Consider the following 23,338-nt stretch of genomic DNA (forward strand, 5'->3'; position numbering starts at 1 on the left):
ATGGAGAACTTCCGTCGGATCGTCAACAGGTTTTTATCACTCGCTTAACCTGCCCACGCCGCTGAAGCCCACGCCATCAAAGGCTTCCCGCTTCTCCGCACCCCGGCGTCCGGAGCGCGAAAGAGCGGAATTCTAGTCGCCGACATCGGGACTTGCAAGCGATATTTTGACCGCTCGGCGCGCAACCTACCGCGACCCAAAACACCTCGACTCACGCAGTCGCATGCGCGCGCATCGCCCGTTCGACCACGGCCAGATAATGGTCAATCCCCGGCGTCGCGCGATCCTTCTCTTTCGCGCGATCGTCCCATCGGCGCAAACGCATCGCGTCTTCGGCGTACGGTTTCTGCATAAACGCCTGCGCCTCTTCCCTGCTGAAGACCCCGCCCTGCAATTGCAAGCTGCGCACCGAGTCGGCGGACAGCTGGCCAAAATAGGTGGCGTCGATCGCGCACAGGCAGCGCTTCGCGTCGACGTGCAGACGAATCGGCTCCAGCACCGCATCCGACAACACCGGCCGCAAAAACGGCAGGGCGAAATACTGATGCAGATCGTCGACACCCCGTTCCGTCGGCGTCTCCCCTTGCAGGTTCAGCAGGTGGCCGAGGTCGTGCAAGAACGCCGCGGCGACCAGTTCGTCGCTCGCGCCTTCCGCCTCGGCGAGCGCGCCGCTCTGCAACGCGTGCTCGAGCTGCGTCACCGGCTCGCCGCTATACGCGAGGCTGCCGTGTCGCTCGAAGAGCACACGGATATCGTCGAGACTCAATGCCACCTGTTACTCCCAAGGTAATGAAAACGTCTTCAGACTGGTAAAGCTCTTCATCGCTTCCTGAACGCCTTCCTTGTAGCCTAGCCCCGAATCCTTGATGCCGCCGAACGGCGTCAGCTCGATCCGATAGCCTGGCACTTCCCACACGTTGGCGGTGCCCACGCGCAGCTCATTAATGAAACGCGTGATCGCGTCCTGCCGGTTCGTACACACGCCCGACGACAGCCCGAACGGTGTTCCGTTGCTGATGCGAATCGCATCGTCGAGCGTGTCGAACGCGATGACCGGCGATACCGGCCCGAAGGTTTCCTCGCGCACGAGCGTCATCGACGGATCGACGTTGTCGAGCACGGTCGGCGCATACAACGCGCCGCGGCGCTCGTTGCCGAGGCGCAGGCGCGCGCCCGCGGCCACCGCCTCATTAGCGCGACCTGGTTCATCGGATGATTGAACGGCGTGATCGCGACGATCACGCCCGCGAGCGGCTCGCGCGGCGAGAACGCGCGACGCCTTTTGCCATGCGGCGACAGATCGCACGAGAAACTCTGACCGTCGTCGCGCAACGCCTCGAACGAGGCAAAGCGGAACACGTCGGCGACGCGGCCGATCTCGTAGCGCGAGTCCTGCTTCGACAGACCCGACTCGAGCGAAATCAGATCCGACGCCGGTTCGATCCGCTCACGCAGCAGCACCGCCGCGCGCTCGAGAATCTGCGAACGCGCGTAGCGAGACAGCGTCGGCCGATACGCGAGCGCGTAGTCGAACGCGGCGCGCACATCGTCGATGCTGGCGAAGGGCACCGTGCCGACGCGCATGCCGGTATAAGGATCGAACACGTCGAGCGTCCGGGCGCGCGTCGCGCGCTCGCCGCTCAGCCGCAGCGCTTCGGCGCGGAACTCAGGATGGTCCCGCGGCGCCGTGTTCACGATGTCGACACGCGATTGAGCGCGACGTCGAAGATATCGAAATTGCGCAGCCGTTTGCCTTCGCTGCCGGTGGCTGATGGCTGAACGCGCCGGTTGAACAGCAGCGGCACTTCCTGCTCGGAAATCCCGCCGTGCGAGCGCAACGGCACGGTGAGCCCGGACAGGTCGTGCTCGTCGCGCCGCGTGCCGAGCACCACATGCTTCGTGCCGATCACGACCAGATCGCCGATGCGATCCTCAGGCAGCCCGAAGCGCGCACACGCGGCGCGTCGATCGAGCACGACTTCGATTCCCGGCAGGCGGCCGATCCGCGTCACGGACGCAGCATCGACCTCGCGCGGCAAATAGACCGTCGCGAACGAACCCAGCGCGCCATGATGCACGACGTACGGATCGGTGATCGGCAGAATCACGCGCGCCGTCGACGCGTCGAGCCAGTCGTCGAGCAAGTCCTGCAGATAGATCACGTTCGGCTCGCCGGTCTGCGGATCGTGCTTCGCGTTCATGCCGTGCTCGGCGGTGAGGCCGATCACCCAGCCGAGCGCGTCGAGCTTCGCGAGATAGCCGTCCATCATCGCGTAGAACGCGTTCGCGCCTTCGGTGCCGGGCGCCCATTTGTGCTGGATATAGTCGGTCGTCGACAGATACATGAGGTCCAGCTTGCGTGTCTGCGCGAGCCGCACGCCGGCCGCGAACACGAATTCCGACAACCCCGCGCTATACACGTCGGGCAACGGCAGGCCAACCAGATCGAGCACGTCGTCGATGCCGTTTTCCTCGCGCGTCACCTCGTCGGCTTTCTCCGCCGAAAAGCAGATGCCCTTCAACTGCGAGCCGAGCAGCCCGCGCAGTTTGTCCTTCGCGGTGACGACGGCGACCGCGGCGCCCGCGTCGGCGGCGGCCGCGAGCAGCGTGGGCGCGCGCAGGTAGGCGGGATCGTTCATCATCACCGCCGCGCCCGCGCCGTCGTTCGCGTGGGTGTCCCAGAAGTAGTTGCCGCAGATGCCGTGCACGGACGGCAATACGCCGGTCACGATCGACAGGTTGTTCGGGTTCGTGAACGACGGGATCACGCAGTCGCCGCGAAACGCCGCGCCGCCCTCGAGCATCGAACCGATAAACGGCGCGACGCCGGCCGCGACCGCCGCTTCCAGGTACGCAAACTCGCAGCCGTCGACACAGACAACGACCGTCGGTTGCGAAGGCAGCCGGTAGCGCCGGCCGTTGACCTCGATCGTGCGTTGCTCGGGGTGTGTCATGGCGTGGTTTTCCATTGCCGGGGTTGTCATTGCAAAGTCTTAATCGCCGGGTTGTCTGTTCGTGGGGCGAAGCTCTGCCGCGGCGTTTGCCGGTACGCTTGCCTCGGCTTCATCGCCGCGCCGTCATCGCCCGCGCGAGCCAGCCGCACCCGCGCCTGCCGGGAGGCGCTGCTCGTGCGCCGCATCGCCCGCCGCCTCGCAGGCCGCATGCGCGCGCTGCAACCCGCCCTGCACATGCGCGCGCATCAACTGCGCGGCCTGCTCCGCATCGCGCGACGCGAGCGCTGTCAGAATCGCGCGATGCTCGGCGAGCGAGCGCACCATCGCGTCGGCCTGCACGCCTAGCGCCGCACGCCGAAACAGCCTCAGCTCGCTGACGAGCCTGCGATACGTGTCGTACAACTTCGTGTTGCCCGCCGCCGCGACCAGCGCATCGTGAAACGCGACGTTCGCGCGCGCATACGCATCGTGATCGTGCAACGCGAGCGCCGCGCGCATCGCGTCGACCCAGTCGCGCAGCACCGCGAGCTTGCCCGCATCGATGCTCGACGCGAGCATCCGGCACGCCCCCTCTTCGAGCACCGCGCGCACCGCGTAAATCTCGTCCGCCTCCGCGAGCGACACCGTCCGCACGAACACGCCGCGATTCTTCTCGGTGCGCACCAGACCCGCCTGCTCCAGCGCGCGAAACGCCTCCCGCACCGGCCCGCGCGACACCTGCAATCGCGCCGCCCAGTCGGCTTCGTTGAGCTTGTCGCCCGGCGCCAGCATGCCGCCGACGATATGCCGCTCGATCTCGTCGCGCACCAGCGTCGTCAGCGAATGGCGGCGCAGGATCTCGATCGGATCGACGGACGCAGAGTGCATATATTCGGTCATTTTGGCAACTTTTGCCACATCTACATCGATGCTCACCGGTTCGCGCGTGCTTCAGATCAACCAAATCGCTCGCCGATCACTCGGCTCAGTCGGCTCAGTCGATCCGGCGCCGCGGAGCGCGCGCCGCGATCAGCAGCAGAGCGACCAGCGAGACCAGCAGCAGAATCAGCGACAGCGCGGAAGCCGGCAGATAATAGCCGCGTTCCACCTGCCCGACGACGACGATCGGCACCGTCGCGAAGCCTGGCGGATATACGGTCAGCGTCGCGCCGAGTTCGCCGAGCGACAGCGCAAAGCCGAGCGCGAGACTCGCGCGTATCGCCGGCACCAGTTGCGGCAACACGACGCGGCGCAGCACCATCGACGGCGGCGCTCCGAGGCTCGCGGCCGCTTCGCGCAACACGGTCAGCTCCGGGCGCAGCGCGGCGGCCGCGCAGCGGTAGCAGAACGGCAGTACCAGTGCGAGCTGCACGAACACCACGATCGCCGCCGAGCTCGACAGATCGAGCGGCCGTTTGTGATACGCGATCAGCACCGCGAGGCCGAGCACGACGCTCGGCACGCCGTTGGGCATCATCGCGATCGTGTCGATGACGGCGCCGAGGCCGCGCCGGTCGCGTCCTTCGAGCGCGAGCGCGAGCCACAAACCGAGGATCGTGCCGAGCACCGCGACGCCCATGCCGACTTCGAGGCTGGTGGTCAGCGCGCCGAAGTCGCTCGAACCGAGGCGCTCGAACCAGCGCAAGCTGAAGCCGTCGGGCAGGATCGTGCCGGACCAGTGCGACGCGACGCTCGATAGCGCGACGACCAACACCGGCAGCACGAACAGCCAGAAGCACAGCAGCGCGGCAAAGCCGAGAAACAGACCGCCGAGCAGTCGCACCGCGAGGCTGTGCCGCACCGGCCGGCCCTTCTTGTGCATGACCGGCAGCACGGTCGGATCGAGTTCAACGGCCATGACCGGCTCCTTTCAGCTTGCGACGATTGACGCGCCGGTACAACGCGTACAACGACAACGACATCAGCAGCATCACGACCGCGCCGGCGGCGGCGGTCGGCAGATCGAGATCGACGGTGGCGGCGCTGTAGATCGCGACCGGCAGCGTGATCAGATGGGCGCTGCCGAGCACCAGCAGAATGCCGAACTCGTTGAGCGTCAGCAGAAAACACAGGATCGTGCCGGCCGCGATGCCCGGCCACGCGAGCGGCAGGATCACCTTGAACGCGACCATCAGGCCGCTCGCGCCGAGGCTGCGCGCGGCTTCGATCAGTCGCTGGTCGAGCAGCGCGAACGATGCCAACGTCGGACGCACGACGAACGGCGTATAGAACACGACTTCCGCGAGAATCACGCCGCCGATGCCGAACAGAAAATCGAGCGGCGGCGCCTGCAGATTGAACAGCCGCTGCAGCCCGATGCTGACCGAGCCTTGCGAGCCGTACAGAAAGATCAGCGTGAACGCGACCAGAAACGACGGGAACGCGACGAACAGTTCGAGAAAGCGCGTGACCAGGCGCGCGCCCGGAAATGGCTTGAAGAACAGCAGCGACGCGAGCGCCACGCCGAGCAGCGACGCCAGGCTCGCACTCGCGAACAGGATGCCGAGCGTAGTGCCGATCACGCCGCGCGTTTCGGGGTTACCGAAGAACGTTACGTACGCGTGGCCAGACAGGCCATGCGCGCCGGTCAGACTCAGCATCACGAGCCGCACCAGCGGATAGATGACGAGCGGTCCGAGCACCACGACTGCAATGAACAGCAGATGCCATTGCGCGAGGCGCTCGCGCCGCTTGACGGCGGCCGCGTGCGCCGCCGCGCTCGCGAGACGGCGCGCGGCGGCGGCTTCGACCTCGGCTTGCGCGGCAAGGTCGAGCGGGTTGGACGTATCAGGGCTTGATAAGGACGACATCGCCAGCCTCGTAACGCAGGGAAACACGTGCGCCTTTCTCCGGCGTCATGCCGAGACCACGCTGCAGCGTCACGAGCACGGGGTCGTTCGGCAGCGCATCGAGCACGACCGATACCGACAAGGCCGCGCCGTACCACTCGACCGACGCGATCGCGCCGTGCAACTGCCCCTCTCCGAGCGGCACGATGCGCAGCGCCTCCGGACGCAGACACGCGACACGTTCGCGCTCGTTGTAGCGCGCGTCGTCCATGCCAAACGCGACCTGCGGCGGCAGCAGATTGGCCGCGCCGAGGTAGCGCGCGACGAAGCCGTCGGCCGGCGAGTCGTACAGCTGCTGCGGCGTGCCGAGCTGCGCGATATGACCATCGCACATCAGCAGCGTGCGGTCGGACAGCACGAGCGCGTCGTCCTGATCGTGCGTCACGCAGACGATCGTCAGATTCGGCAGGCGTTCATGCAGCGCCTTCAGTTCGGAGCGCACCGACGCGCGCAGATTGGCATCGAGCGCGGACAGCGGTTCGTCGAGCAGCAGCACGTCGGGCTCGATCACGAGCGCGCGGGCGAGCGCCACGCGCTGCTGCATGCCGCCCGACAGTTGCGCGGGCATCACGTGACCGGCATCGCCGAGCTGCACGAGCTTCAACACCTCGGCGACGCGGCGCGCGACGTCGCGCGCCGGAATACGCCGCGCGCGCAACCCGAACGCGACGTTCTCGAATACCGTCAGATGCGGAAACAGCGCGTAGCTCTGGAATAGCAGTCCGAGGTTGCGCTTGTGCGGCGGCATGTGGGTCAGATCGCGGCCGGCCACCGTCAACGTGCCGGCCAGACCGTCGGCCTCGATGAAGCCCGCGATGAAGCGCAGCAAGGTCGTCTTGCCGCAGCCGCTGCGCCCGAGCACGGTGAGCAACTCGCCGCGCCGGATGGTCAACGACAGATCGTCGAGCACCGTGCGCGCGCCGAAGCGCACCGTCAGGTGATCGATCTGCACGCCGCCGGGCGCGTCCGAACGCGCGGCGTCGAGCGCATCCAGCGGAGCGCCAGGCGCAGTGGGGTGAGCGAGACTGGCCGTATTCACCGGAGTCGTCCTCCAACAGGATCAATGCTGATGCGGCGCCGCGCATTACGTGCGAAGCGCCGCCTGAATCGACTTACTTCGGCTTGACCACTTCGATCTCTTTGCCCGACGAACCGATCACGTCGCTCTTCCAGCGCGCGGTCCAGTCGGCCTTCTTCGCCATCACGTGGTTCCAGTCGACCGGAATCAGCTTGACGCCGCTGATCGCCTGCTTGACCGCTTCGCCGTTCTTGCCGGCGAGCGGCACGTCGCTGCGACCCGGAATGCCGAAGATGTCCGGCACCTTCGACTGCACTTGCGTCGACATCAGATAGTCGATCAGCTTCTTGCCCTCGGCCTGGTTCGGACCGTTCTTGATCAGCGCGATCGCGTACGGCAGCTGGAACGTGGTCGGCTGACCGCCTGGCGTGGCGGCGAGGAACACCGGTTTCAGCGACAGGCCGCCGTTGGCCGCGTCGTCGAGATCCATCTGCAGATCGCCGTTGGCGACCGCGATCTCGTTACGCGACAGCAGCACGTCGAGATAGCCCGTGCCCTTGGTGTGGAACTTGGCGCTCTGTTCGAGCTTCTTCAGATAGTCGAACGCCTGGTCTTCGCCCATCAGCGACGTGGTCAGGATGATCACCGCCATGCCGTCGCCGGCGGTCGCCGGATTCGAATACGCGACCTTCCCGGTGAAGTCCGGGTGCAGCAGGTCCGCGAACGTCTTCGGCTCGGTTTTCGTGACTTCGGGGTTGATCGCGAACGAGAAGTAGTTGTTCACGAAGGTCGCCCACGCGCCGTTCGGCGCCTTCGCGATGGCCGGCACGTTCTTGTAGTTGGCGCTCTGGTACGCCTGCAGCAGACCGCTCTGGTCGGCCTGCTGAATGAACGGCGGCAGGGTGACGAGCACGTCGGCCTTCGGCTGATCCTTCTCGATGGTCGCGCGGTTCACGACTTCGCCGCTACCCGCCGTGACGATATTGACCTTCACGCCCTCCTTCTTTTCGAAGGCCGGCAGCACATCCTTGTACAGATTTTCGAGGCCGTCGGCCGTGTACAGCACGACGGCGTCGGCCGCATGAGCCTGCATCGCGGCACCGCCGAACGCGGCCGCGGCGACCAGCGCCGGCAGCAGTTTGCGCGCGAGGCCGGCCGCGGCGTGAAGGGAATTCGTCTTTTTCATGTCGCTCTCTCCGAAAGGCTAAAAACCAGACGGTCGGGATAACCCATACCTGTAGTGATCGAACGGCGGCACGCGCCGCTTGCGGGTTGCCCGCTGCGGTTGCCGCGCCGGTCTGTCGTGGATTGCAGATTGCCGACAACTTTGCCGCTTCTCGCCCAGCCTGACTGACAGCCCCCTACCACACCCGCGCTGCCTGCCGCGCCTGAACGGGCACGGCAAGAATCACAGGTTTCGATGACAGGGCCATGACGATTGTGCCGAATTCCAAAAAAAGACACAAATTGCCAACTCAGGCCAACCGATGGAATTCGTCGCGCCACCCAAAAACGGAGCCCCGCGCGCCGATCCCGTGTGGATCGTACATGGCGAAAATGACGATGTATGCATCGTGCGTCGGGAAAATGCGGAGGGGGCGGGTGGCTTTTTTTATTTGGATTTTGGCGGGCGCGGAATGTCGCTCAGCGCGAGCGGCGTACGAACGCGGCGGGAACCACCCCGCCAGGCCGTCTCAGGCGATCAGAATCTCCGGACCACGCGCGGTGATCGCCGTGCCAAGCGCGCGCTCGGGCGCCAGTTCGGTGACCAGATACCGCGCCGACTCGATCCCGTTGATGCGCACCGGCGTCACGCGTCCGAATTTCGAATGATCGGCGACGACGACCACCATGTCGGCCGCGACGATCATGCGGCTGCGTACTTCGGCCGCCATGCGGCTGTAATCGGTGAGATAGCCGTCCGGCGAAATTCCGCCCGCGCCAATGAACGCGAAATCGGCGTGGTACTGCGTGAGCTGCTGAACCGTGTCGAGGCCGAAGGTCGCGTCTTCGATATCGGACAACTCGCCGCCGAGCAGCGTCACGCGATTGTCGTTGCGTCGGCCGAGCAGCAGCGCGATGCGCCAGTCGTTGGTGTAGACCGTCAGCCGATGCCGGTCGAGCAGCGCCCTCGCGACCGACTGCGTGGTGCTGCCCGAATCGATGATCAGCGACGCGCCGTCCGGCACGAACTCGGCCGCGCGCTCGCCGATCGCACGCTTCGCACCGGCGTTCTCGGCTTCGCGCGTATCGAGATCGGGCTCGCGCCGATCGCTCGACAACGCGCCGCCGTGTGTCGTCACGAGCAGGCCGCGGCCGGCCAGCGCGTTGAGGTCGCGACGGATCGTTTCGCGCGATACGTTCAGTTCGCGCACCAGTTCGGCGACCGACAGCGCGCCGTGCTTTGCGACTTGCGCGAGGATGTATTGATGACGTTGTTCTGCGAGCATCTGGGAAGGCCGGAAGCCGGCACGCTTGGGTTTCGCCGTGGTTGAGGAAGGCCGCCGTATTGTATTACGCGTATTGCGCGTCGTCGGTGCTGGCGTGCAGGCGGCGTGCAGGTGGCGTGCAGGTGGCGTTCAGGGTGGCGTGAGGGCGCGTTCATGGCGCGCTCGGCTTGCATCGAGCCGCCCTCGCGCGCGAACACGCCAGCCATCGCGCCGACCTGCTAACCTTGACGGCTGGACCCGCCGGCCATGCGGCGAACGCAACGCCGCCGCCCGGCCGAGTCCCGCGCACAACGCCTCGCCCGTCAACCGAACCGCCGATGCCGCCACTGTTTCGCCGTCTACTGCTGCTGTTCCATGCGCTGCGTTACGGCGCGCGCCTGATCTGGCTCGCCGCCCCGCCCGACCACAAGCTGCACTGGATGATCGAACTGATCGGCCGCGTGCATGCGTCGGAGCGCAGCGGCGCGCAGTTGCATGGTCTGCTGCCGGCGCTCGGTCCGCTCGCGAGCCGCTTCGCGCAGACGCTCGCCAGGCGCCCCGAGCTCGCGAGCGGCACGCTGCATGACGCGCTGGACGCCATCGATCACATGGAAGTGCCGCTGTCGCCGGACGACTCCGCGCTGGCTTTGACTCGCGCGTTCGGCCGGCCGCTCGGCGAGCTGTTCAGCGCGGTCGACCTCGTGCCGGTGCGCAGCGGCTTCGCCGAGCAGACCCATTTCGCGCGGCTCGCGATGCCGCTCAAAGGTCATCACGAAGTCGCCGTCAAGCTCGTGCGCGCGCAGCAGTTGCAGCAGATCGGCGACGAACTCGGCCTGTTGCGCTGGGTCGCGCGCTGGCTCGAAAAGCTGTCGCGCGTCGCGCGCCGGCTGCAGTTGCGCGCGCTCGCGCAAACCTTCACCGACGACATCCTGCGCCGCTTCGACCTGCGCGCCGAAGCCGCGAATCTGAGCCAGACCGGCCACCATTTCGACGGCGACAAGCGCATCGTCGTGCCGGACGTGATCTGGGAGCTGTGCACCGACCACACGCTGACGATGCAGCGCGTCAACACGCTGTCCGCGAGCGACCTGCCCGGTCTGCACGCGCACGGCATCAAGCTGGCGCCGCTCGCCGCGCATATCGTCGAGGTCGTCACCGAGCAGGCATTCGAGCATGGCTTCTTCCACGCGACGCTCGATGCGCGCCGCGTGCGCGTCAGCATCGAGCCGGACACGCTCGGGCGCCTCGTGCTCGCGGAGTTCTCGATCATGGCGACGCTGTCGAGCGACGAGCGCGAATTTTTCGTGCACGGCGCGACCGCGTTGTTCGACCAGGACTACGGGCGGCTCGCCGACATGCATCGCGAGGCCGGCCACGTGCCGGACGACACGCGCACCGAGCTGCTCGAAGCCGAGCTGCGCACGCGCGCCGAAGCGCACTTCGCGGCGGCGCCCGCGGATCGCTCGGCGAGTTCGCTGTTTCACCATCTGCTGCACGGCGTGCAACCGTTCGACGGCCACGTGCCGGGCGCGCTCGCGACCGCGCAGCGCTCGTTCCAGCAGGCGGAGATGCTCGCGCGGGCGCTGCATCCGGGCATCGATACATGGAACATCGCGCGCGGCGTGCTCGCCGATATCGCGCGACGCGATCTCAATCATCGCGGCTGGCTCAAGCGACTGTCACACGAGCTGCCGCATCTCGCGCATATGCTGCCGCGCGTGCCGCAACTGGCGGTGCGCTATCTGCAGCAGCACGATCGCACCGGCACCCCGCAGCAGAACGCGCAACTGCTCGCGGATCTCGCGCGCGAATACCGGCGCACGCGCTGGCTGCTGTGGGCATGCGTCGTCTGTGGCGGCGTGCTCGGAGCGGGGATGACGCTGCTCGCGTGGTGACGGTCCCGCGCGCGCCTTGCAGTTTTGAACAAGACGCGCGCCGCCCGTGCCGCCAACATGGCGGCTTTTTCACGCCTCCCGCCTCGATGCTCGCTTCCTTTCTTGCCGCCGTCTTCGTCGTGCTGTGGTCGACCGGTTTCGTGGTAGCCCGCGCGATCACGCCTTATGCCGATCCCAATCTGTTTCTGCTTGCCCGCTTCGGCGGCACCGCGCTGGTCTTCGCGCTGGCCACGCTGGTCGCGCGCACAGCCTGGCCGACCGGACGCGACTTCGGCAAGCACCTGGCCGCGGGCGCGCTGCTGCAAGGCGTCTATCTCGGCGCCGGCTACTGGGCCGTCGCGCAAGGTCTGAGCGCCGGCGTGATGGCGCTGCTCGGCGCGCTGCAGCCGCTCGCGACGGCCGCGGTCGCCGCGCCGCTGTTCGGCGAGCGCTTGTCGCGGCGCGGCTGGAGCGGCATGGCGCTGGGCCTCGCCGGCGTCGTGCTGGTGCTCGCGCCGAAGCTCGCTGCCGCGACGCCGCCCACGCACGGCAACGCACCCGCGTGGCTGGTCGTGCTGATATCGATCGTCGCGGTGGGGGCGATCACGGCGGGCACGCTGTTCCAGAAGATCTCGCTCGCAAAGGCCGATATTCGCAGCGCGAGCGCCGTGCAGAACGTCGGCGCGGCGATCGTCGCGGGGGTGCTGGCGCTGGCGCTCGGTGAGCATCGCTGGATCGCGTCGCCGACGCTGTGGGCATCGCTCGCGTGGGGCATCGTGATGCTGTCCGGCGTCAGCGTCACGTTGCTCGTCTGGATGGTCCGGCGCGGCGATGCGGCGCGCGCGACTGCTCTGCTGTTTCTTGCGCCGCCGCTTGCCGCGCTCGAAGGGTATCTGGGGTTCGGCGAAACGCTGCTGCCAGTGCAGATCGCCGGATTTGCGCTCGCGCTGGCCGGCGTGTTGTTGGCGAGGTCGTGAGGGGCGCCGCGCGCCAGTATTGCCACCAGGCGCCCGTCAGTCGGCCGTATCCGCGCGCGCGGGCATTTTCGCTCGCGCAACCGCGCCCGGTGCTGGCGACCACGCCGGCCGACTCTTGCGCTGCGAATCGACCACGACGATAAAACGCCCCGCCCACGGCATGATCTGCCGGTCGCTTTTCAGCACCCACAGCGATTGGCCGGAATCGACGAGCTGCGCATATGCTGCGTCGAGAATCCCGTAGTGATCGAGAAACGTGTTCAGCGATGCGGGAATCCGCACGCAGCCCTTCGAATGACGAATGCCGAGCAGCGGTTCGAGCCGCTCGGGGTCGGTCGCGTGCATCTGGAAGCGCATCTGCGACATGCCGCCCTTGCCCCAGCCGCGTTCACCCTGCGCCCAGCCGAGGTCGAAGATGCGCATATCGCGCCGTCCGTAGCCGCGAATGTGGTTTTCGTTCTGCGTGCCCTCGGAGCGGAAATCCATGTTGTCGGGCGTATGTTCGAACACGCCGAGCGGCGTGATGAAGTGGTCGTACTCGCCGGGCCGTCCCGTGGATACCGGCGATGCGCCGATCATCTGCCAGTTGTCGGCGGGCGCCGGTCGGAAGTAAATCAGGAGCGCCTGCACGTTCGCGTTGCGATCGACGAGCACCACGTACTCGCCCGACAGATTGCCAAGCTCGTTCTCATTGAGCGCCTTCTCCAGACGGTCGGCGTACGCTCGCTGCGCCGCGACGGGCAGTCTGAGCCGGCGCGTCACGTCCCGCGCGAATACGTCGCGCAGCAGGAACGCGCGGCGCGGATCGACGACGCCAGCCGCGTCGGGCGCGGCGATGGTGGCGGCGTCGATCGTGGGCAACGGCCGGCTCGCGCCATTCCATGCGTTGGCCGGATTGGCCGGATTCACCGTATGCGCCGCTGATGTCGCGGATGCAGGTGACTGAGCGCTACCGGGCGCCGCCGCATGAACCGGCGCCGCCATCGCACCGGCACTCGAGACGACGGCTGCGCAAACCCACGCGCAAATCCTCAGGCGGTTCAATCCAGGCTGGCCAGGCCGATCTGGGTATCTCATCGCGTCTTGGAGCAAACATGATTATTATTGATCGCACGCCGGGTCTCTGCGGCGTTCGGCACGACCGATGTTACTCAGCGAAGCGAGGCGTGTCGATGAAAATACCTTCTAACCTGCGAACTCTTCAAAAATGATCGGCTATTTTTCGACAATCGACATGCCAGCGAAAACGCAATTAATACGCAATTAAATCGGTCAGCGGAAAATCAAACCCCAAAAGGCAATATACGATTTCGTTCGACGAAAGGTAGACCGAAGACGGCGGCACGTGCCGATACTCACGCCGTTTTTCAACCTGCTTGCAATCTGTTTCAAGCCACTTCAAGCGCTTTTTCTCTCGCGAGGACAACAACGATCATGGCTCAATCCGATCCAGCCGCGCGCCAGGCCCGCATCGCGTCCGAAATGCACGTCGCCGCCGAATTCGACGCAAGCCGCGAAATCGAGCGCCGGGTCGATTTTCTGGCGAACTATCTGCGCAACAGCCACCTGAGAACTTATGTGCTCGGCATTAGCGGCGGCGTCGATTCGACTACGGCCGGGCGTCTCGCGCAACTCGCGGTCGAGCGTTTGCGGGCGAACCATTACGACGCGAGTTTCGTCGCCGTCCGTCTGCCTTACGGCAAACAACGCGATGAAGCGGATGCGCTCGATGCATTACGCTTCATTCGCGCCGACGAAAATCTGACTATCGATATCAAACCCGCAGCCGATGCGATGCTCGAGTCGCTCGATAAAAGCGGCGTGTCGTTCAAGGACGAATCCCAGCGGGATTTCGTGCACGGCAATATCAAGGCGCGCCAGCGGATGATCGCGCAATACGCGGTGGCTGGCGCGCGCTCGGGCGTCGTGATCGGAACGGACCACGCGGCCGAATCGGTGATGGGCTTTTTCACGAAGTTCGGCGACGGCGGCGCCGACGTGCTGCCGCTCGCCGGGCTCAGCAAGCGCCGCGTGCGTGCGGTCGCGAATACGCTCGGCGCGCCCGACGCGTTGGCGCATAAGGTGCCGACCGCCGACCTCGAGATGCTGCGGCCGCTTCGTCCCGACGAAGACGCGTATGGCATCCCGTACGACGCGATCGACGATTTTCTCGAAGGCAAGCCGGTCAGCGATGCCGTGCGTGACGTGGTCCTGCAGTTTTACAACGCGACGCGTCACAAGCGGGCGCTGCCGTATACGCCGTTCGATTGGCCGGCGTCGCCGGTTGGGCAATGATGCGCCCGCGAACGGCGCTCTCAAACGAATAAAGGCGGTGGACACGCGCGCGTCGTCGCGCCTGTCCACCGCCTTCGAAAACGATAGAGCTTACTACACCAACCGCGGCGCTTACTGCTCGGGCGGCGGTTCGTCGCTGAACAGATCGGCGCTCGCTTCGAGCGGCTGACCACCCAGTTGCTTGCCGTGAATCTGCCGCGCGATCACGTCGCCGACATACGGCACGCTCGCGTCGAGTTCGATCGTCGCGTAGGCGCCGGGCTTGCCGGCGTCCACCACCTCGACGTGTTTCGCGTAACGGCCGAGTTCGCGCTTCAGAAATTCCCGCACGTCCTGCTCGCTGCACGATTCGGCGATATTGCGCACGGTCAGGTTCATGCGGCCTACCCTCGCCGCGCCTGGCGGTCCGTCCGTCGGTCAGGGCTTGCGATACGCACCGGTCGCAGCGCGGCACGCTGCTTCGTCTGAGTCGCGCCGAGTGCGCGAAGTGCGACGACGCCGGTCGCGCCGGCTAACCCCATAGCGAGCCATGACAAGTAGAAGGCCATCGTTCAAATCTCCTGTGCGAATTGCATCCTCTGGTCAGGATAGTCCGCTTCGACAGCGAACACACTGTGACGCAGTGTCGTAGGCAATGGCGAAACGTCCCCGTCGATGCACTGTACCTGAATCGGTCGCGCCAATCCTGGGAAGACATCGTCTGCCTCGGCACCTTGCATGCCTGGCCAGCCCCGGCCCGGCACGCAGACCTATCGTCGAAGGCAGCGTGCGGGGGACGTGGGCAAAGGCGGACTGATCGCGCCGATCAGTCCGCCGCTTGCACGTTCGCCGCGCTCACCCACCACGCATTCTTACCTTGCGGCAGACGGACCAGCACCGCGGAAGGATCCTCGACGCCGTCATCGGCGATCTGGCATACCGGCAGGCCGTCGGGCAGACGCTTCACTTCGCCAGCGGCCTCGAACAGCGCGATTCGCTGCGCATCCAGCGGGCGCAGTTGCCGATACACGTCGAAGCTGAGCGCCGCGGGCACGTCGCCGCGAATCTCGAGCGCATTGGCGCGCGCGCAATGCGCGGGCGCGATGGCAACTGCGGCGGCGCTGCCGCTCAGGCAACCGCTCAGGCAGCCGATCGTCAGCGCGACGGCGGCGAGACGGGAATGGGTCATCGTGTTTCTCCGAAAAAAGTGAGGGGCCGCGAACCGTGGTTCCGCGAGGAATGCGCAAGCGTGCGCACGCGCGGCGCGCTCAACGCTGGCGGGCGTCCGCGTCGCCGCGTCGGCTGTCTTCGCTGTCTTCGCTGTCGACGCCATCGTCGTCGCGAGTCGCGAACTCGAGCCGGCTCACGTCGCAGGACGCCTGGCCAAAGCCCGCATACACCGTCGACCAGTTGCCGACGATCACCGCTTGCGCCTGCGCGAGACTCAGCTTGCCTTCGCAGACGCAGCGCTTGAGCATCGCCGCCGCGCGTGCCTTGCGGCGCTCGCCCTGCGGGCCGGACCACGGCAACAGATCGAGATTGTCCGGCGCATCGGGCGATCCGCCGAGCATGATCGGCACACGCCGGTCGAGCGCGAACGCGGCGACGTCATCCGCGTCGATGCCGCGTGCGGCCAGCATACGATCCTTGTGCGCCATCAGTTCGTCGAACGGCGGCGCGACGGTTTCCGCATAACCGGGGCGGCAAATCGTCTGGCTGATCGACTGCTGGGTCACGCGTTCGTCGAGCACGGCGCTCGGTTGCGCGGCGGCATCTCCGATGCGCAGCGCGAGCAGTGCGCCAACGGTGACGAGCAGCGCACGGTGCGTGATGCGCACGCGCGGACGAAGGACGCGCGTGCGTCCGAGCCGCGGCGCGTCGGCCGCGTCATTGCTGCTGGTCGTGTCGCGGGAAAGACCGCGCCGATGGGTGTCTGCGATGCCTGCGTTCATTCGTCGGCGCGCCGGCGGCGGCACGCGGTAGTTCAATTCGCAAGCCAATTAAAACACATCCAATATGGATAAGTACAAAAGCCGGACATGAGGGCGCGGCGTTTGCTGGCTCGCGGCAGCCGCCGCGAGCCAGCGCGGACCAGCCCAGCGCGACGTCGCGATGAGTGGGGCGCCGCGCCGCCTCTACTTCGCCACCCGCGCCTGCAACGCGCGGATCCGCCCGAGCGCCTGCGCGTTCGACACCGTCTCTTCGTACATCTTTGCGAGGTCGGCTTTCAGCGCGGTGCGCGAACCGCCATCGAGATACACCATATGCCCCGACGGATAGAACCGTGCCGACAGGTTCTGCCGCACCTGCTGACTGACCAGCGGCATCTGCTGCAGATCGAGCACGGTCTGATAGAACGGCGTGACGAAATCGAAAAAGCCATTCGCCGACAGCACCTTGAGGTCGGGATTGAGCGCCATCACGGCGGCAAGGTCGCCGGCCGTGTACAGAATGATGTTGCCTGTCGAGTCGAGACCCTTCTGCGCGCCGGTTGGATCGATATGGCCGAAATCCCAGTACTTGAACGCCTGATCGTTGAGGTCGGTGAACGACGAGTTCGACGTGTACTTCAACTGCTCGTTCAGATACACGTTCCACATCGTCGTGTAGACGCCGGTGACCGCGGTCATCGTCGGATCGTTGCCGCCGGAGTTCGGGTCGATCTTGCCGGCGATGCCGGTGTCGATCGCCGTTACGCGGCCGTCGTAGGCGCCGAGCGCGAGGCCTTGCGACTTCAGCAACGTGGTCAGGAACAGCGAATTGCCGCGGCTGTCGTAGCCCGCGATGTCGAGGCTCCACGCGAGCAGCGTCGTTTTGTCGATGCCGGTGTATTCGCTGAGTTTTTCGGTGGTCGCGGAATCTGTGGTCGGGAACTTGCGCAGCGCGGCCAGGTAGTCGGTGCGCGCGAACTGCGCGACCTCCTCGGCGAACGCGCCGAGATCGGTCGGCCGCGGCGCGACGCCGAGCTTCTTGTGATACCACGCGTCAGCGGCCGCCGTGGGCAGCGCGCCGACCGGATTGCCCGATTGCGTGTAATCGAGAATCGACGATTGCAGCGTAATGCCGTTCAGATCGACCCCATCCTCGTGCAGCCGGTACGCGAGCACGCAGCTGCGCGCCGTGCCGTAGGACTCGCCGAATAGATACTTCGGCGAATTCCAGCGGCTGTTCTTCGTCAGAAAACGCTTGATGAACTGCTTGATCGAATCCGCGTCCTGATCGACGCCCCAGAAGTCGCGATTCTTCTTCGGCGCGATCGCCGCCGAATAGCCGGTGCCGACCGGATTGATGAACACCAGGTCGCTCTTGTCGAGCAGACTGTCCGGATTGTCTTCGAGCGAATAAGGCGCAGGCGGCGTGAACCCCGGCATCGACGTCTTGATGCGGCGCGGCGCGAACGAGCCGAGCAGCACGAATACCGACGACGACCCCGGTCCGCCGTTATAGAAAAACGTGACCGGCCGCGTTTCTTCCTTCTGATGGTCCTGCGTGAACGCGACGTAGAACATCCTCGCCGACGGTTGCGAGCTGCTCGGATCGACGATCACCAGATGGCCCGCGGTCGCCGTGTAGTCGATCTTGTGACCGCCGATCGTCACCGAATGATGCGTGATCGCGGCCGTCTCGACTGTATCGGTAACCGAATCGTCCGGGCCGTTGCCATAGGCGACCGGGTCGAAGAGCGGCTGGTCGCCGGCCTTGTGCGGCGCGCTCGTGGCGGTGGACGCGCCTGCCGAGGCCGTGGCATGCGTGTTGTGCGGCGAATGCTGGCTACCGGAAGCTGATTCTGTATTCGTCATGATCGCTCCAAGGGTTCGTTTTACTTGCCATGCGTCCTCGTTCTTACGTCTCGTTGTTGTGTTATGCGCTGTGTTGCAGACTATAGTGCGCCCGCCACCTTCCCGCCATTGGGGCTGCCTAGTCCCGTGCAGGCATCCCACCCCTTCGACGCCGCGAAGCTGCCGTTGTTGCCCTGCGTGATGTCGTTGCAGACGCCCGGCGCCTTGTACAGCTTGGCGTTGACGAAGCCGGCCGGCTGTCCCTTCGCCGCGTTGATGCGCGCGATCAGCGCCGCCCACAGCGGCGCGACCGCGCTGGTGCCCCCCACCACCGTTCGCATTCCGTCGATCAGCACGTCGTAGCCGGTCAACGGCGAGGCATCGCCCGCGACATCCGGCACGCCGCGCCCGCCGAGCGGCTGCCTGCCGCCGCCCGTCGCCGTGACCGACAAACCCTGCTGCCACGCCGGCACCGGAAACGCGCTGCTCACCCCGCCGCCGCTGGCCCCGCCCTGCTCGCCGTCGTTCCACACGACCTCGCGCGTGATCGCCGAACCGGACGAGCTGAGGTGCGTGCCGCCGCAGGCGAGCACATACGGGCTCGACGCCGGGAAGTCGACCGCGTCGCCGCCGCCCGAGCCGTCGCTCGATCCGCTGTCACCCGAGGCCGCGCAGATGGTCACGCCGAGCGCCGCCGCCGATTGCAGTACGCTGTTGAGCGCCTGCATCGACTGGCTGGTCCACACTGATTCCGGCGCCCCCCAACTGATCGAGATCACCGACGGCTTGTTAGTTGTGTCGTGCACCGCGCGGCTCACCGCGTCGATGAAGCCGGCGTCGCTGTTCTGCGTGAAGTACACGGCGATGGCCGCGCCCGGCACGATTGCGCCGACGATCTCGATGTCGAGCGTGACCTCGCCGTCCGGCCCGTTCGGATCGCCGCTCGGCTCGTTGCCAGCCTGATCGACGCCGACCGGGGTCACGGTCGGCTCGCTTACACCGAGGCTCGAGAAATAGGTCTTGAGGTCCGACGTGTTGTAGCCGCCGCCGAGCTCGATGATGCCGACGCACTGACCGCCGCCGTCGCCTTGCGGAAACTGGTAGAGCGAGGCGAGCTGCGGCGGCGAGTACGACGTCTGCCCGGCGCGCGCCGGCACGAACGGCGGCCGGATGCGAAAGTGCGGACGCGCCTGCGGCCGGTTGTCGAGTCCGAGCACCGCCTCCACGACGCCATGCAGATCGTCCGGCACGCTGATCGTGCCGGTGCGGCCACGGAACTGGCCGGCCGCGTGATGCCGGTAGAGCTCGAGCTTGACCTCGAACGCGCTCTGGAATTGCGCGATCGTGCCGCTCAGCAGCACCGAGCGCGCCGCCGGATCCTCGCGCGCGACGGTGAGCCCATGCGCGGCCGCGAACGCGCGGACCTTCGCGATGTCATCGGGCGCGGCGCCGTAGTCCTGGGCGAGCGCCTCGCGCGACAGCGGCTTCACGCTCGCGTCGCCGGCTTCGATGCGTTTCATCAAGGCGTCGAACTGCGCCTGCTGCTGGCGGCGCAGCATCACGAAGACCTCGATCCGCTCGGCGGGATCGCATTGCCCGATGACCGTCGTGCCCTGCGCGACCTTTCGCTCGCTGCCCGGCAATGGATGCTTGGTGACCATGGTATCGACTCTCCTGTTAGCGTGGCTTCGCACGCGGTCATGCACGACCGCGCGGCCCGGCGGCGGCCAGGCACGCCACGCGCCTGCATGAAGCGCATCGTGGCGATACGCGGCAGGGGTTGTTCAAGAACTTCGTCCACGCGTCCGACCAAAGCATTCGAACACAGTTCCGGCCAGCGCGACAGTCGTCCGCATGGCCAGGGTCTAATGCGCGGCGTGGATGCGACACGCTATGATGCTCGAGCGGCATTCCCGCCGTTTCATTGCCGCGCGCGCCGCCTGCGCGCACGATCGAGAAATCAGAGGAACCCATGTCAATTTCGATGTATCAAGCATCACTGCCTGTGCTGATTCGCGGCCTCACGAACCTGCAGGCCATCCTGGGCAAGGCCGAAGCGCACGCGGCCGCAAAGCAGATCGAACCGTCGGTGTTCACGAATGCCCGGCTCGCGCCGGACATGCTGCCGTTCGTGCGCCAGGTGTATATCGCGAGCGATACCGCGAAGGGTTGCGCGGCGCGCCTCGCCGGCGTCGAGCCGCCGAAGTTCGACGACGTCGAGCAGACTTTCGATGAACTGCAGGCCCGTATCCAGAAAACGATCGATTACCTGAAGGAATTCAACGCGGCGCAGATCGACGGTTCGGAAAGCCGCACCATCACGCTGAAACTGCGGCCGGGTCCGATCGAGTTCACCGGAGCGTCATATCTGTTCGGTTTCGTGCTGCCGAACTTCTATTTCCACGTGACGACCGCGTATGACATCCTGCGTCATAACGGTGTCGAGCTCGGTAAGCTCGACTATCTGGGCGGGATGCAGCAGTAAACGGAGCAGGCGGGTCGTCGATCGTGCGGCCGCCCTCACGTGTGCAGGCGCGGCTGGAATGCGATCACCGCCATGCCGGCCAGCGTCAGCGCGACGCCTGCCGCGTCCCACAGCGTGGGCCGCACCTCGTCCACGACCCACAGCCACGCAATCGCAACCGCCACGTACACGCCGCCGTAGGCCGCATACACGCGGCCCGCTGCGGTGCCATGCAGCGTCAGCAGCCACGCGAACAGCGCGAGGCTTGCCGCGCCTGGCAGCAACAGCCACGCGGAGCCGCCCTCCTTTAGCCAGCGCCACGGCAGGTAACAGCCGAGAATCTCGGCGACAGCGGTCACGACATACAGCAGGAAGGTTTTCATCGATGAGCGTGAGAAGGTGGTTGTGTCGCCGCGCGTGCGCGCGGCCGGCTGCGCTATCGGCTTTATTAACACAATCACCTGGCACCGCGGCCTTTGCATCGGCTGTATGCGCACGCGCGACGAATGCAAAAGCCAGCTCCGAGTTTCAATCCAGCGAAAGCCGCAGCGCGAAGCCGATCAACGCAGCCGAGAAGGTCCACCGTTGTACGGTCTGCGCCAAAGGATGGACGCGCATCCAGTTGGCGATGCGCGCAGCGCCGATCGCATACAACGCGTCGAAGCATGCGCCGATCACGAGCAGCACGACACCAAGCTCGATCATCTGCCACGCTACCGACCCCGCTTCCGGCCGCACGAATTGTGGCAACAGCACCGAGCAGAACAGTAGCGCCTTCGGGTTGAGCAGGTTCGTCAGCAGACCTTTGACGAACGCGGTCCGCAACGGCCGCACCGCATTGCCCGCATCGCTCGAAGCAGTGGATTCCACTCGCGGCGCACCGGCCGCTTGCTTGTCGCGCGACCCGGCCGGCAATGCGAAGCCGGGCGAGCGGAAGATTTGAATCCCCACCCACGCGAGATAGACCGCGCCGGCATAGCGCACCGCGTCGTACAGCCACGGCGCGTTGCGCAGCAGCGCCGCCATGCCGCACGCCGACAGCGTCACGTGCGTCGCGCGCGATACGCCGAGCCCCGCCGCGGCCGCGAAACCGCTGCGCACGCCGCGCGCGATGCTGGTTTGCAGGATCAGCGCCATGTCCGGCCCGGGCACCGCATAAACGACAATCAATGCCGCCATGTAGACGGCCAGCAGGTGAGCGGAAATCATCGGAGCCTCCTTGTTGTTCGAGGCTCCATGTTGCTATCGGATGCGGAGCGTTTGCTGGCGATTTTCATTCCTCTGCATTCAAAAAATAGCGGAATGCGCTAATATTTCGACATCTGGCGACGCCTTCCACCACCTTCAGCCCCCCTCCCGACCATGTCCACGGACGATCTCGACAAAACCGATCGCGCGATTCTCGCCGCGCTGCAAAACGACGGCCGCATGTCGAATGCGCGTCTGGCCGAGATGGTCGGCCTCAGCGAGACGCCTTGCGCGCGGCGTCTGAAACGTCTGGAGAACGATGGTTACATCGACCGCTACCGCGCGGTGCTGTCGCGCGCCGGGCTCGGTCTGGGCGTGATCGCGTTCGTGCTCGTGCGCTTCGCCGTGCACGACCGCGTGGTGGCCACGCGCTTCGAGCGCGAGGTGCAGGCGATCCCGCGGATCCTGTCGTGCCACAACGTGTCGGGCAGCGCCGACTACATCCTGCAGATCGTCGCGCGCGACCTCGACGACTACGGCACGTTCATGCGCGACGAACTGCGCGGCCTGCCGGGCGTGACGTCGGTGGAATCGGCCTTATCGTTGCGCGAAGTGAAAGCGTTTGGCGGTCTGCCGCTGTCCTGAGCGCGAACGTGGCATAGTCCCCCCCTTTAGTCCCCTTTTGAAGCGGCACGAGCCGTTCCGACGCAACCCGACGACCCCGGAGTTCTCATGGATCACGACAAGGCGCGAGCCGAAGAAACCGCCGCAATGGAACGCGTGTTGACCGCCACCAAGCGGGTGCAGACCGCGTTCGCGTCGCTGCAATCGCAATTCCCGCCGGCAGGCAGCGGCAAGCCCTCGCAATTTGCGTTGCAGACTTTCGACGCCGCGCTGCAGGAACTCGAAGACGCACAAGCCGCGTTCGACGAACTGCTCGGCGATCTGCTCGACGGCAATCGTTGAGCGCTAGCGAACGTCTGGCCGGCGCCACGCTCGCCAGCCGGCTCGCACGCTTCGCGCCGCCGCATGCGCCTTAACGCGCGTCCGTCTCCACCACCGGCTCGCAGAGAATCGGAAAATTGACGGAGTTCGCGACGTAGCACTTCTGATGCGCGGCGTGATGCAGATGCGTGGCCAGCTCGACATCGCCGCTCGCGCGGATCGTCACGCGCGGGCGCAGCACGATCTGCGAAAAGCGGCCTTCCTGCGCGGTATCTAGCATCGTGCCTTCGGCGTCGTCGCGATAGTCGAGCACGACGATTCCCGCCTCCGAGCACAGATGCAGATACCACAGCTTGTGACACGCGCTCGCCGACGCGACCAGCAGGTCCTCGGGATTCCAGCGCGTCGCGTCGCCGAGAAACGCCGGATCCGACGAGCCCGGAATGTCGGGCTTGCCGCCGGAAGAAATCACGTGATCGCGGTCGTAGTCGCGGTAGCCGGAGGTGCCGCTGCCGCGGTTGCCGGTCCATTTCACCGATACGTGGTACTTGTGCTCGCCGTGCGCCATTCGCTTCCCCTTTGGTCGGATCGGACCTGCATTCTATCCG

The 23,338-nt window shown here is 66.1% G+C and carries 23 protein-coding genes and 1 pseudogene; 6 read left to right on the plus strand and 18 right to left on the minus strand.

Annotation, left to right across the window (positions count from 1 at the left end; translation table 11 throughout):
* Positions 1-211 precede the first annotated feature (211 nt).
* The 9 genes and pseudogenes from HDG37_RS32735 to HDG37_RS32775 form a co-directional block, all read right to left on the minus strand.
* Positions 212-772, minus strand: a complete 561-nt coding sequence (locus tag HDG37_RS32735) for a phosphonate degradation HD-domain oxygenase (RefSeq protein ID WP_184054891.1) — start codon at positions 770-772, stop codon at positions 212-214.
* A gap of 3 nt (positions 773-775) precedes the next feature.
* A pseudogene (locus tag HDG37_RS32740) lies at positions 776-1,695 on the minus strand (aldehyde dehydrogenase family protein).
* Entirely contained in the window at positions 1,692-2,954 is a 1,263-nt protein-coding gene (gene phnA, locus HDG37_RS32745) for a phosphonoacetate hydrolase (RefSeq protein ID WP_260335188.1), read from the minus strand. The pseudogene HDG37_RS32740 and the gene phnA overlap by 4 nt, the downstream one beginning before the upstream one ends.
* A 123-nt stretch (positions 2,955-3,077) precedes the next feature.
* On the minus strand, positions 3,078-3,833 hold the full coding sequence (locus tag HDG37_RS32750) for a phosphonate utilization associated transcriptional regulator (protein WP_184054895.1): 756 nt from the start codon (positions 3,831-3,833) through the stop codon (positions 3,078-3,080).
* Positions 3,834-3,927: 94 nt separating this feature from the next.
* Positions 3,928-4,791 carry a 2-aminoethylphosphonate ABC transport system, membrane component PhnV gene (gene phnV / locus HDG37_RS32755; protein ID WP_184054897.1) on the minus strand — a complete coding sequence of 288 codons (864 nt, stop codon included), beginning with the start codon at positions 4,789-4,791 and terminating at the stop codon, positions 3,928-3,930.
* Complete coding sequence (locus tag HDG37_RS32760) at positions 4,781-5,743, minus strand: 2-aminoethylphosphonate ABC transporter permease subunit (RefSeq protein WP_184054899.1); 963 nt, start codon at positions 5,741-5,743, stop codon at positions 4,781-4,783. Before HDG37_RS32760 ends, phnV begins: the two co-directional genes overlap by 11 nt.
* Positions 5,721-6,821 (minus strand): 2-aminoethylphosphonate ABC transport system ATP-binding subunit PhnT, encoded by a 1,101-nt coding sequence (phnT, locus tag HDG37_RS32765; protein ID WP_184054901.1) that lies wholly within the window; start codon positions 6,819-6,821, stop codon positions 5,721-5,723. Before phnT ends, HDG37_RS32760 begins: the two co-directional genes overlap by 23 nt.
* A gap of 73 nt (positions 6,822-6,894) precedes the next feature.
* On the minus strand, positions 6,895-7,986 hold the full coding sequence (gene phnS, locus HDG37_RS32770) for a 2-aminoethylphosphonate ABC transporter substrate-binding protein (RefSeq protein ID WP_184054903.1): 1,092 nt from the start codon (positions 7,984-7,986) through the stop codon (positions 6,895-6,897).
* A gap of 508 nt (positions 7,987-8,494) precedes the next feature.
* On the minus strand, positions 8,495-9,250 hold the full coding sequence (locus HDG37_RS32775) for a DeoR/GlpR family DNA-binding transcription regulator (RefSeq protein ID WP_184054905.1): 756 nt from the start codon (positions 9,248-9,250) through the stop codon (positions 8,495-8,497).
* A 317-nt stretch (positions 9,251-9,567) separates the two neighbouring features.
* On the opposite strand from HDG37_RS32775, the gene HDG37_RS32780 reads away from it, so the two are divergent.
* Both HDG37_RS32780 and HDG37_RS32785 read left to right on the plus strand, forming a co-directional pair.
* Positions 9,568-11,124 (plus strand): AarF/ABC1/UbiB kinase family protein, encoded by a 1,557-nt coding sequence (locus HDG37_RS32780; RefSeq protein ID WP_184054907.1) that lies wholly within the window; start codon positions 9,568-9,570, stop codon positions 11,122-11,124.
* A gap of 86 nt (positions 11,125-11,210) precedes the next feature.
* Positions 11,211-12,080, plus strand: a complete 870-nt coding sequence (locus HDG37_RS32785; RefSeq protein WP_184054909.1) for a DMT family transporter — start codon at positions 11,211-11,213, stop codon at positions 12,078-12,080.
* A gap of 36 nt (positions 12,081-12,116) precedes the next feature.
* Here HDG37_RS32785 and HDG37_RS32790 read toward each other — a convergent pair whose 3' ends face one another.
* Positions 12,117-13,064, minus strand: coding sequence for a L,D-transpeptidase (locus HDG37_RS32790; protein WP_184054911.1), 948 nt, complete (start codon positions 13,062-13,064; stop codon positions 12,117-12,119).
* Positions 13,065-13,514: 450 nt separating this feature from the next.
* Here HDG37_RS32790 and nadE point away from each other — a divergent pair, with 450 nt between their 5' ends.
* Positions 13,515-14,375 (plus strand): ammonia-dependent NAD(+) synthetase, encoded by an 861-nt coding sequence (gene nadE / locus HDG37_RS32795; protein ID WP_184054913.1) that lies wholly within the window; start codon positions 13,515-13,517, stop codon positions 14,373-14,375.
* A 111-nt stretch (positions 14,376-14,486) separates the two neighbouring features.
* Here nadE and HDG37_RS32800 read toward each other — a convergent pair whose 3' ends face one another.
* From HDG37_RS32800 to HDG37_RS32820, 5 genes are all read right to left on the minus strand, one after another.
* The gene (locus tag HDG37_RS32800) at positions 14,487-14,753 is read right to left on the minus strand and encodes an RNA-binding protein (RefSeq protein WP_184054915.1); all 267 of its coding nucleotides are present in this window, start codon (positions 14,751-14,753) and stop codon (positions 14,487-14,489) included.
* 427 nt (positions 14,754-15,180) lie between these two features.
* Positions 15,181-15,543, minus strand: a complete 363-nt coding sequence (locus HDG37_RS32805) for a hypothetical protein (RefSeq protein WP_184054917.1) — start codon at positions 15,541-15,543, stop codon at positions 15,181-15,183.
* A 79-nt stretch (positions 15,544-15,622) separates the two neighbouring features.
* Positions 15,623-16,306, minus strand: coding sequence for a hypothetical protein (locus HDG37_RS32810; RefSeq protein WP_184054919.1), 684 nt, complete (start codon positions 16,304-16,306; stop codon positions 15,623-15,625).
* Between the two features lie 183 nt (positions 16,307-16,489).
* Complete coding sequence (locus HDG37_RS32815; RefSeq protein WP_184054921.1) at positions 16,490-18,154, minus strand: S10 family peptidase; 1,665 nt, start codon at positions 18,152-18,154, stop codon at positions 16,490-16,492.
* Positions 18,155-18,234: 80 nt separating this feature from the next.
* Positions 18,235-19,794 (minus strand): protease pro-enzyme activation domain-containing protein, encoded by a 1,560-nt coding sequence (locus HDG37_RS32820; RefSeq protein ID WP_184054923.1) that lies wholly within the window; start codon positions 19,792-19,794, stop codon positions 18,235-18,237.
* 311 nt (positions 19,795-20,105) lie between these two features.
* Between HDG37_RS32820 and HDG37_RS32825 the strand changes: the two genes are divergently transcribed.
* On the plus strand, positions 20,106-20,618 hold the full coding sequence (locus HDG37_RS32825) for a DUF1993 family protein (protein ID WP_090810096.1): 513 nt from the start codon (positions 20,106-20,108) through the stop codon (positions 20,616-20,618).
* 35 nt (positions 20,619-20,653) lie between these two features.
* On the opposite strand, the gene HDG37_RS32830 is transcribed toward HDG37_RS32825, so the two are convergent.
* Together HDG37_RS32830 and HDG37_RS32835 are read right to left on the minus strand one after the other, a co-directional pair.
* Positions 20,654-20,980: a YnfA family protein gene (locus HDG37_RS32830; RefSeq protein ID WP_184054925.1), complete on the minus strand. Its 327-nt coding sequence runs from the start codon at positions 20,978-20,980 to the stop codon at positions 20,654-20,656.
* 145 nt (positions 20,981-21,125) lie between these two features.
* Positions 21,126-21,806, minus strand: coding sequence for a LysE family translocator (locus HDG37_RS32835; RefSeq protein ID WP_184054926.1), 681 nt, complete (start codon positions 21,804-21,806; stop codon positions 21,126-21,128).
* Positions 21,807-21,959: 153 nt separating this feature from the next.
* On the opposite strand from HDG37_RS32835, the gene HDG37_RS32840 reads away from it, so the two are divergent.
* Both HDG37_RS32840 and HDG37_RS32845 read left to right on the plus strand, forming a co-directional pair.
* Positions 21,960-22,430 carry an Lrp/AsnC family transcriptional regulator gene (locus HDG37_RS32840; RefSeq protein WP_018425024.1) on the plus strand — a complete coding sequence of 157 codons (471 nt, stop codon included), beginning with the start codon at positions 21,960-21,962 and terminating at the stop codon, positions 22,428-22,430.
* Positions 22,431-22,517: 87 nt separating this feature from the next.
* The gene (locus HDG37_RS32845; protein WP_013091435.1) at positions 22,518-22,751 is read left to right on the plus strand and encodes a hypothetical protein; all 234 of its coding nucleotides are present in this window, start codon (positions 22,518-22,520) and stop codon (positions 22,749-22,751) included.
* A gap of 70 nt (positions 22,752-22,821) precedes the next feature.
* Here the strand turns inward: HDG37_RS32845 and HDG37_RS32850 are convergent, their stop codons facing one another.
* Positions 22,822-23,298, minus strand: a complete 477-nt coding sequence (locus tag HDG37_RS32850) for an OsmC family protein (RefSeq protein WP_184054928.1) — start codon at positions 23,296-23,298, stop codon at positions 22,822-22,824.
* Positions 23,299-23,338 lie beyond the last annotated feature (40 nt).

The organism is Paraburkholderia sp. MM5384-R2 (assembly GCF_014201025.1).
GTDB lineage: Bacteria > Pseudomonadota > Gammaproteobacteria > Burkholderiales > Burkholderiaceae > Paraburkholderia > Paraburkholderia tuberum.

Excerpts from the sequence above, each read along its gene's own strand:
- phnA (WP_260335188.1), bottom strand. The coding sequence starts at position 2,954 with ATGACACACCCCGAGCAACGCACGATCGAGGTCAACGGCCGGCGCTAC.
- HDG37_RS32750 (WP_184054895.1), bottom strand. The coding sequence starts at position 3,833 with ATGACCGAATATATGCACTCTGCGTCCGTCGATCCGATCGAGATCCTG.
- phnV (WP_184054897.1), bottom strand. The coding sequence starts at position 4,791 with ATGGCCGTTGAACTCGATCCGACCGTGCTGCCGGTCATGCACAAGAAG.
- HDG37_RS32760 (WP_184054899.1), bottom strand. The coding sequence starts at position 5,743 with ATGTCGTCCTTATCAAGCCCTGATACGTCCAACCCGCTCGACCTTGCC.
- phnS (WP_184054903.1), bottom strand. The coding sequence starts at position 7,986 with ATGAAAAAGACGAATTCCCTTCACGCCGCGGCCGGCCTCGCGCGCAAA.
- HDG37_RS32775 (WP_184054905.1), bottom strand. The coding sequence starts at position 9,250 with ATGCTCGCAGAACAACGTCATCAATACATCCTCGCGCAAGTCGCAAAG.
- HDG37_RS32780 (WP_184054907.1), top strand. The coding sequence starts at position 9,568 with ATGCCGCCACTGTTTCGCCGTCTACTGCTGCTGTTCCATGCGCTGCGT.
- HDG37_RS32785 (WP_184054909.1), top strand. The coding sequence starts at position 11,211 with ATGCTCGCTTCCTTTCTTGCCGCCGTCTTCGTCGTGCTGTGGTCGACC.
- HDG37_RS32790 (WP_184054911.1), bottom strand. The coding sequence starts at position 13,064 with ATGGCGGCGCCGGTTCATGCGGCGGCGCCCGGTAGCGCTCAGTCACCT.
- nadE (WP_184054913.1), top strand. The coding sequence starts at position 13,515 with ATGGCTCAATCCGATCCAGCCGCGCGCCAGGCCCGCATCGCGTCCGAA.
- HDG37_RS32800 (WP_184054915.1), bottom strand. The coding sequence starts at position 14,753 with ATGAACCTGACCGTGCGCAATATCGCCGAATCGTGCAGCGAGCAGGAC.
- HDG37_RS32805 (WP_184054917.1), bottom strand. The coding sequence starts at position 15,543 with ATGACCCATTCCCGTCTCGCCGCCGTCGCGCTGACGATCGGCTGCCTG.
- HDG37_RS32810 (WP_184054919.1), bottom strand. The coding sequence starts at position 16,306 with ATGAACGCAGGCATCGCAGACACCCATCGGCGCGGTCTTTCCCGCGAC.
- HDG37_RS32815 (WP_184054921.1), bottom strand. The coding sequence starts at position 18,154 with ATGACGAATACAGAATCAGCTTCCGGTAGCCAGCATTCGCCGCACAAC.
- HDG37_RS32820 (WP_184054923.1), bottom strand. The coding sequence starts at position 19,794 with ATGGTCACCAAGCATCCATTGCCGGGCAGCGAGCGAAAGGTCGCGCAG.
- HDG37_RS32825 (WP_090810096.1), top strand. The coding sequence starts at position 20,106 with ATGTCAATTTCGATGTATCAAGCATCACTGCCTGTGCTGATTCGCGGC.
- HDG37_RS32830 (WP_184054925.1), bottom strand. The coding sequence starts at position 20,980 with ATGAAAACCTTCCTGCTGTATGTCGTGACCGCTGTCGCCGAGATTCTC.
- HDG37_RS32835 (WP_184054926.1), bottom strand. The coding sequence starts at position 21,806 with ATGATTTCCGCTCACCTGCTGGCCGTCTACATGGCGGCATTGATTGTC.
- HDG37_RS32840 (WP_018425024.1), top strand. The coding sequence starts at position 21,960 with ATGTCCACGGACGATCTCGACAAAACCGATCGCGCGATTCTCGCCGCG.
- HDG37_RS32845 (WP_013091435.1), top strand. The coding sequence starts at position 22,518 with ATGGATCACGACAAGGCGCGAGCCGAAGAAACCGCCGCAATGGAACGC.
- HDG37_RS32850 (WP_184054928.1), bottom strand. The coding sequence starts at position 23,298 with ATGGCGCACGGCGAGCACAAGTACCACGTATCGGTGAAATGGACCGGC.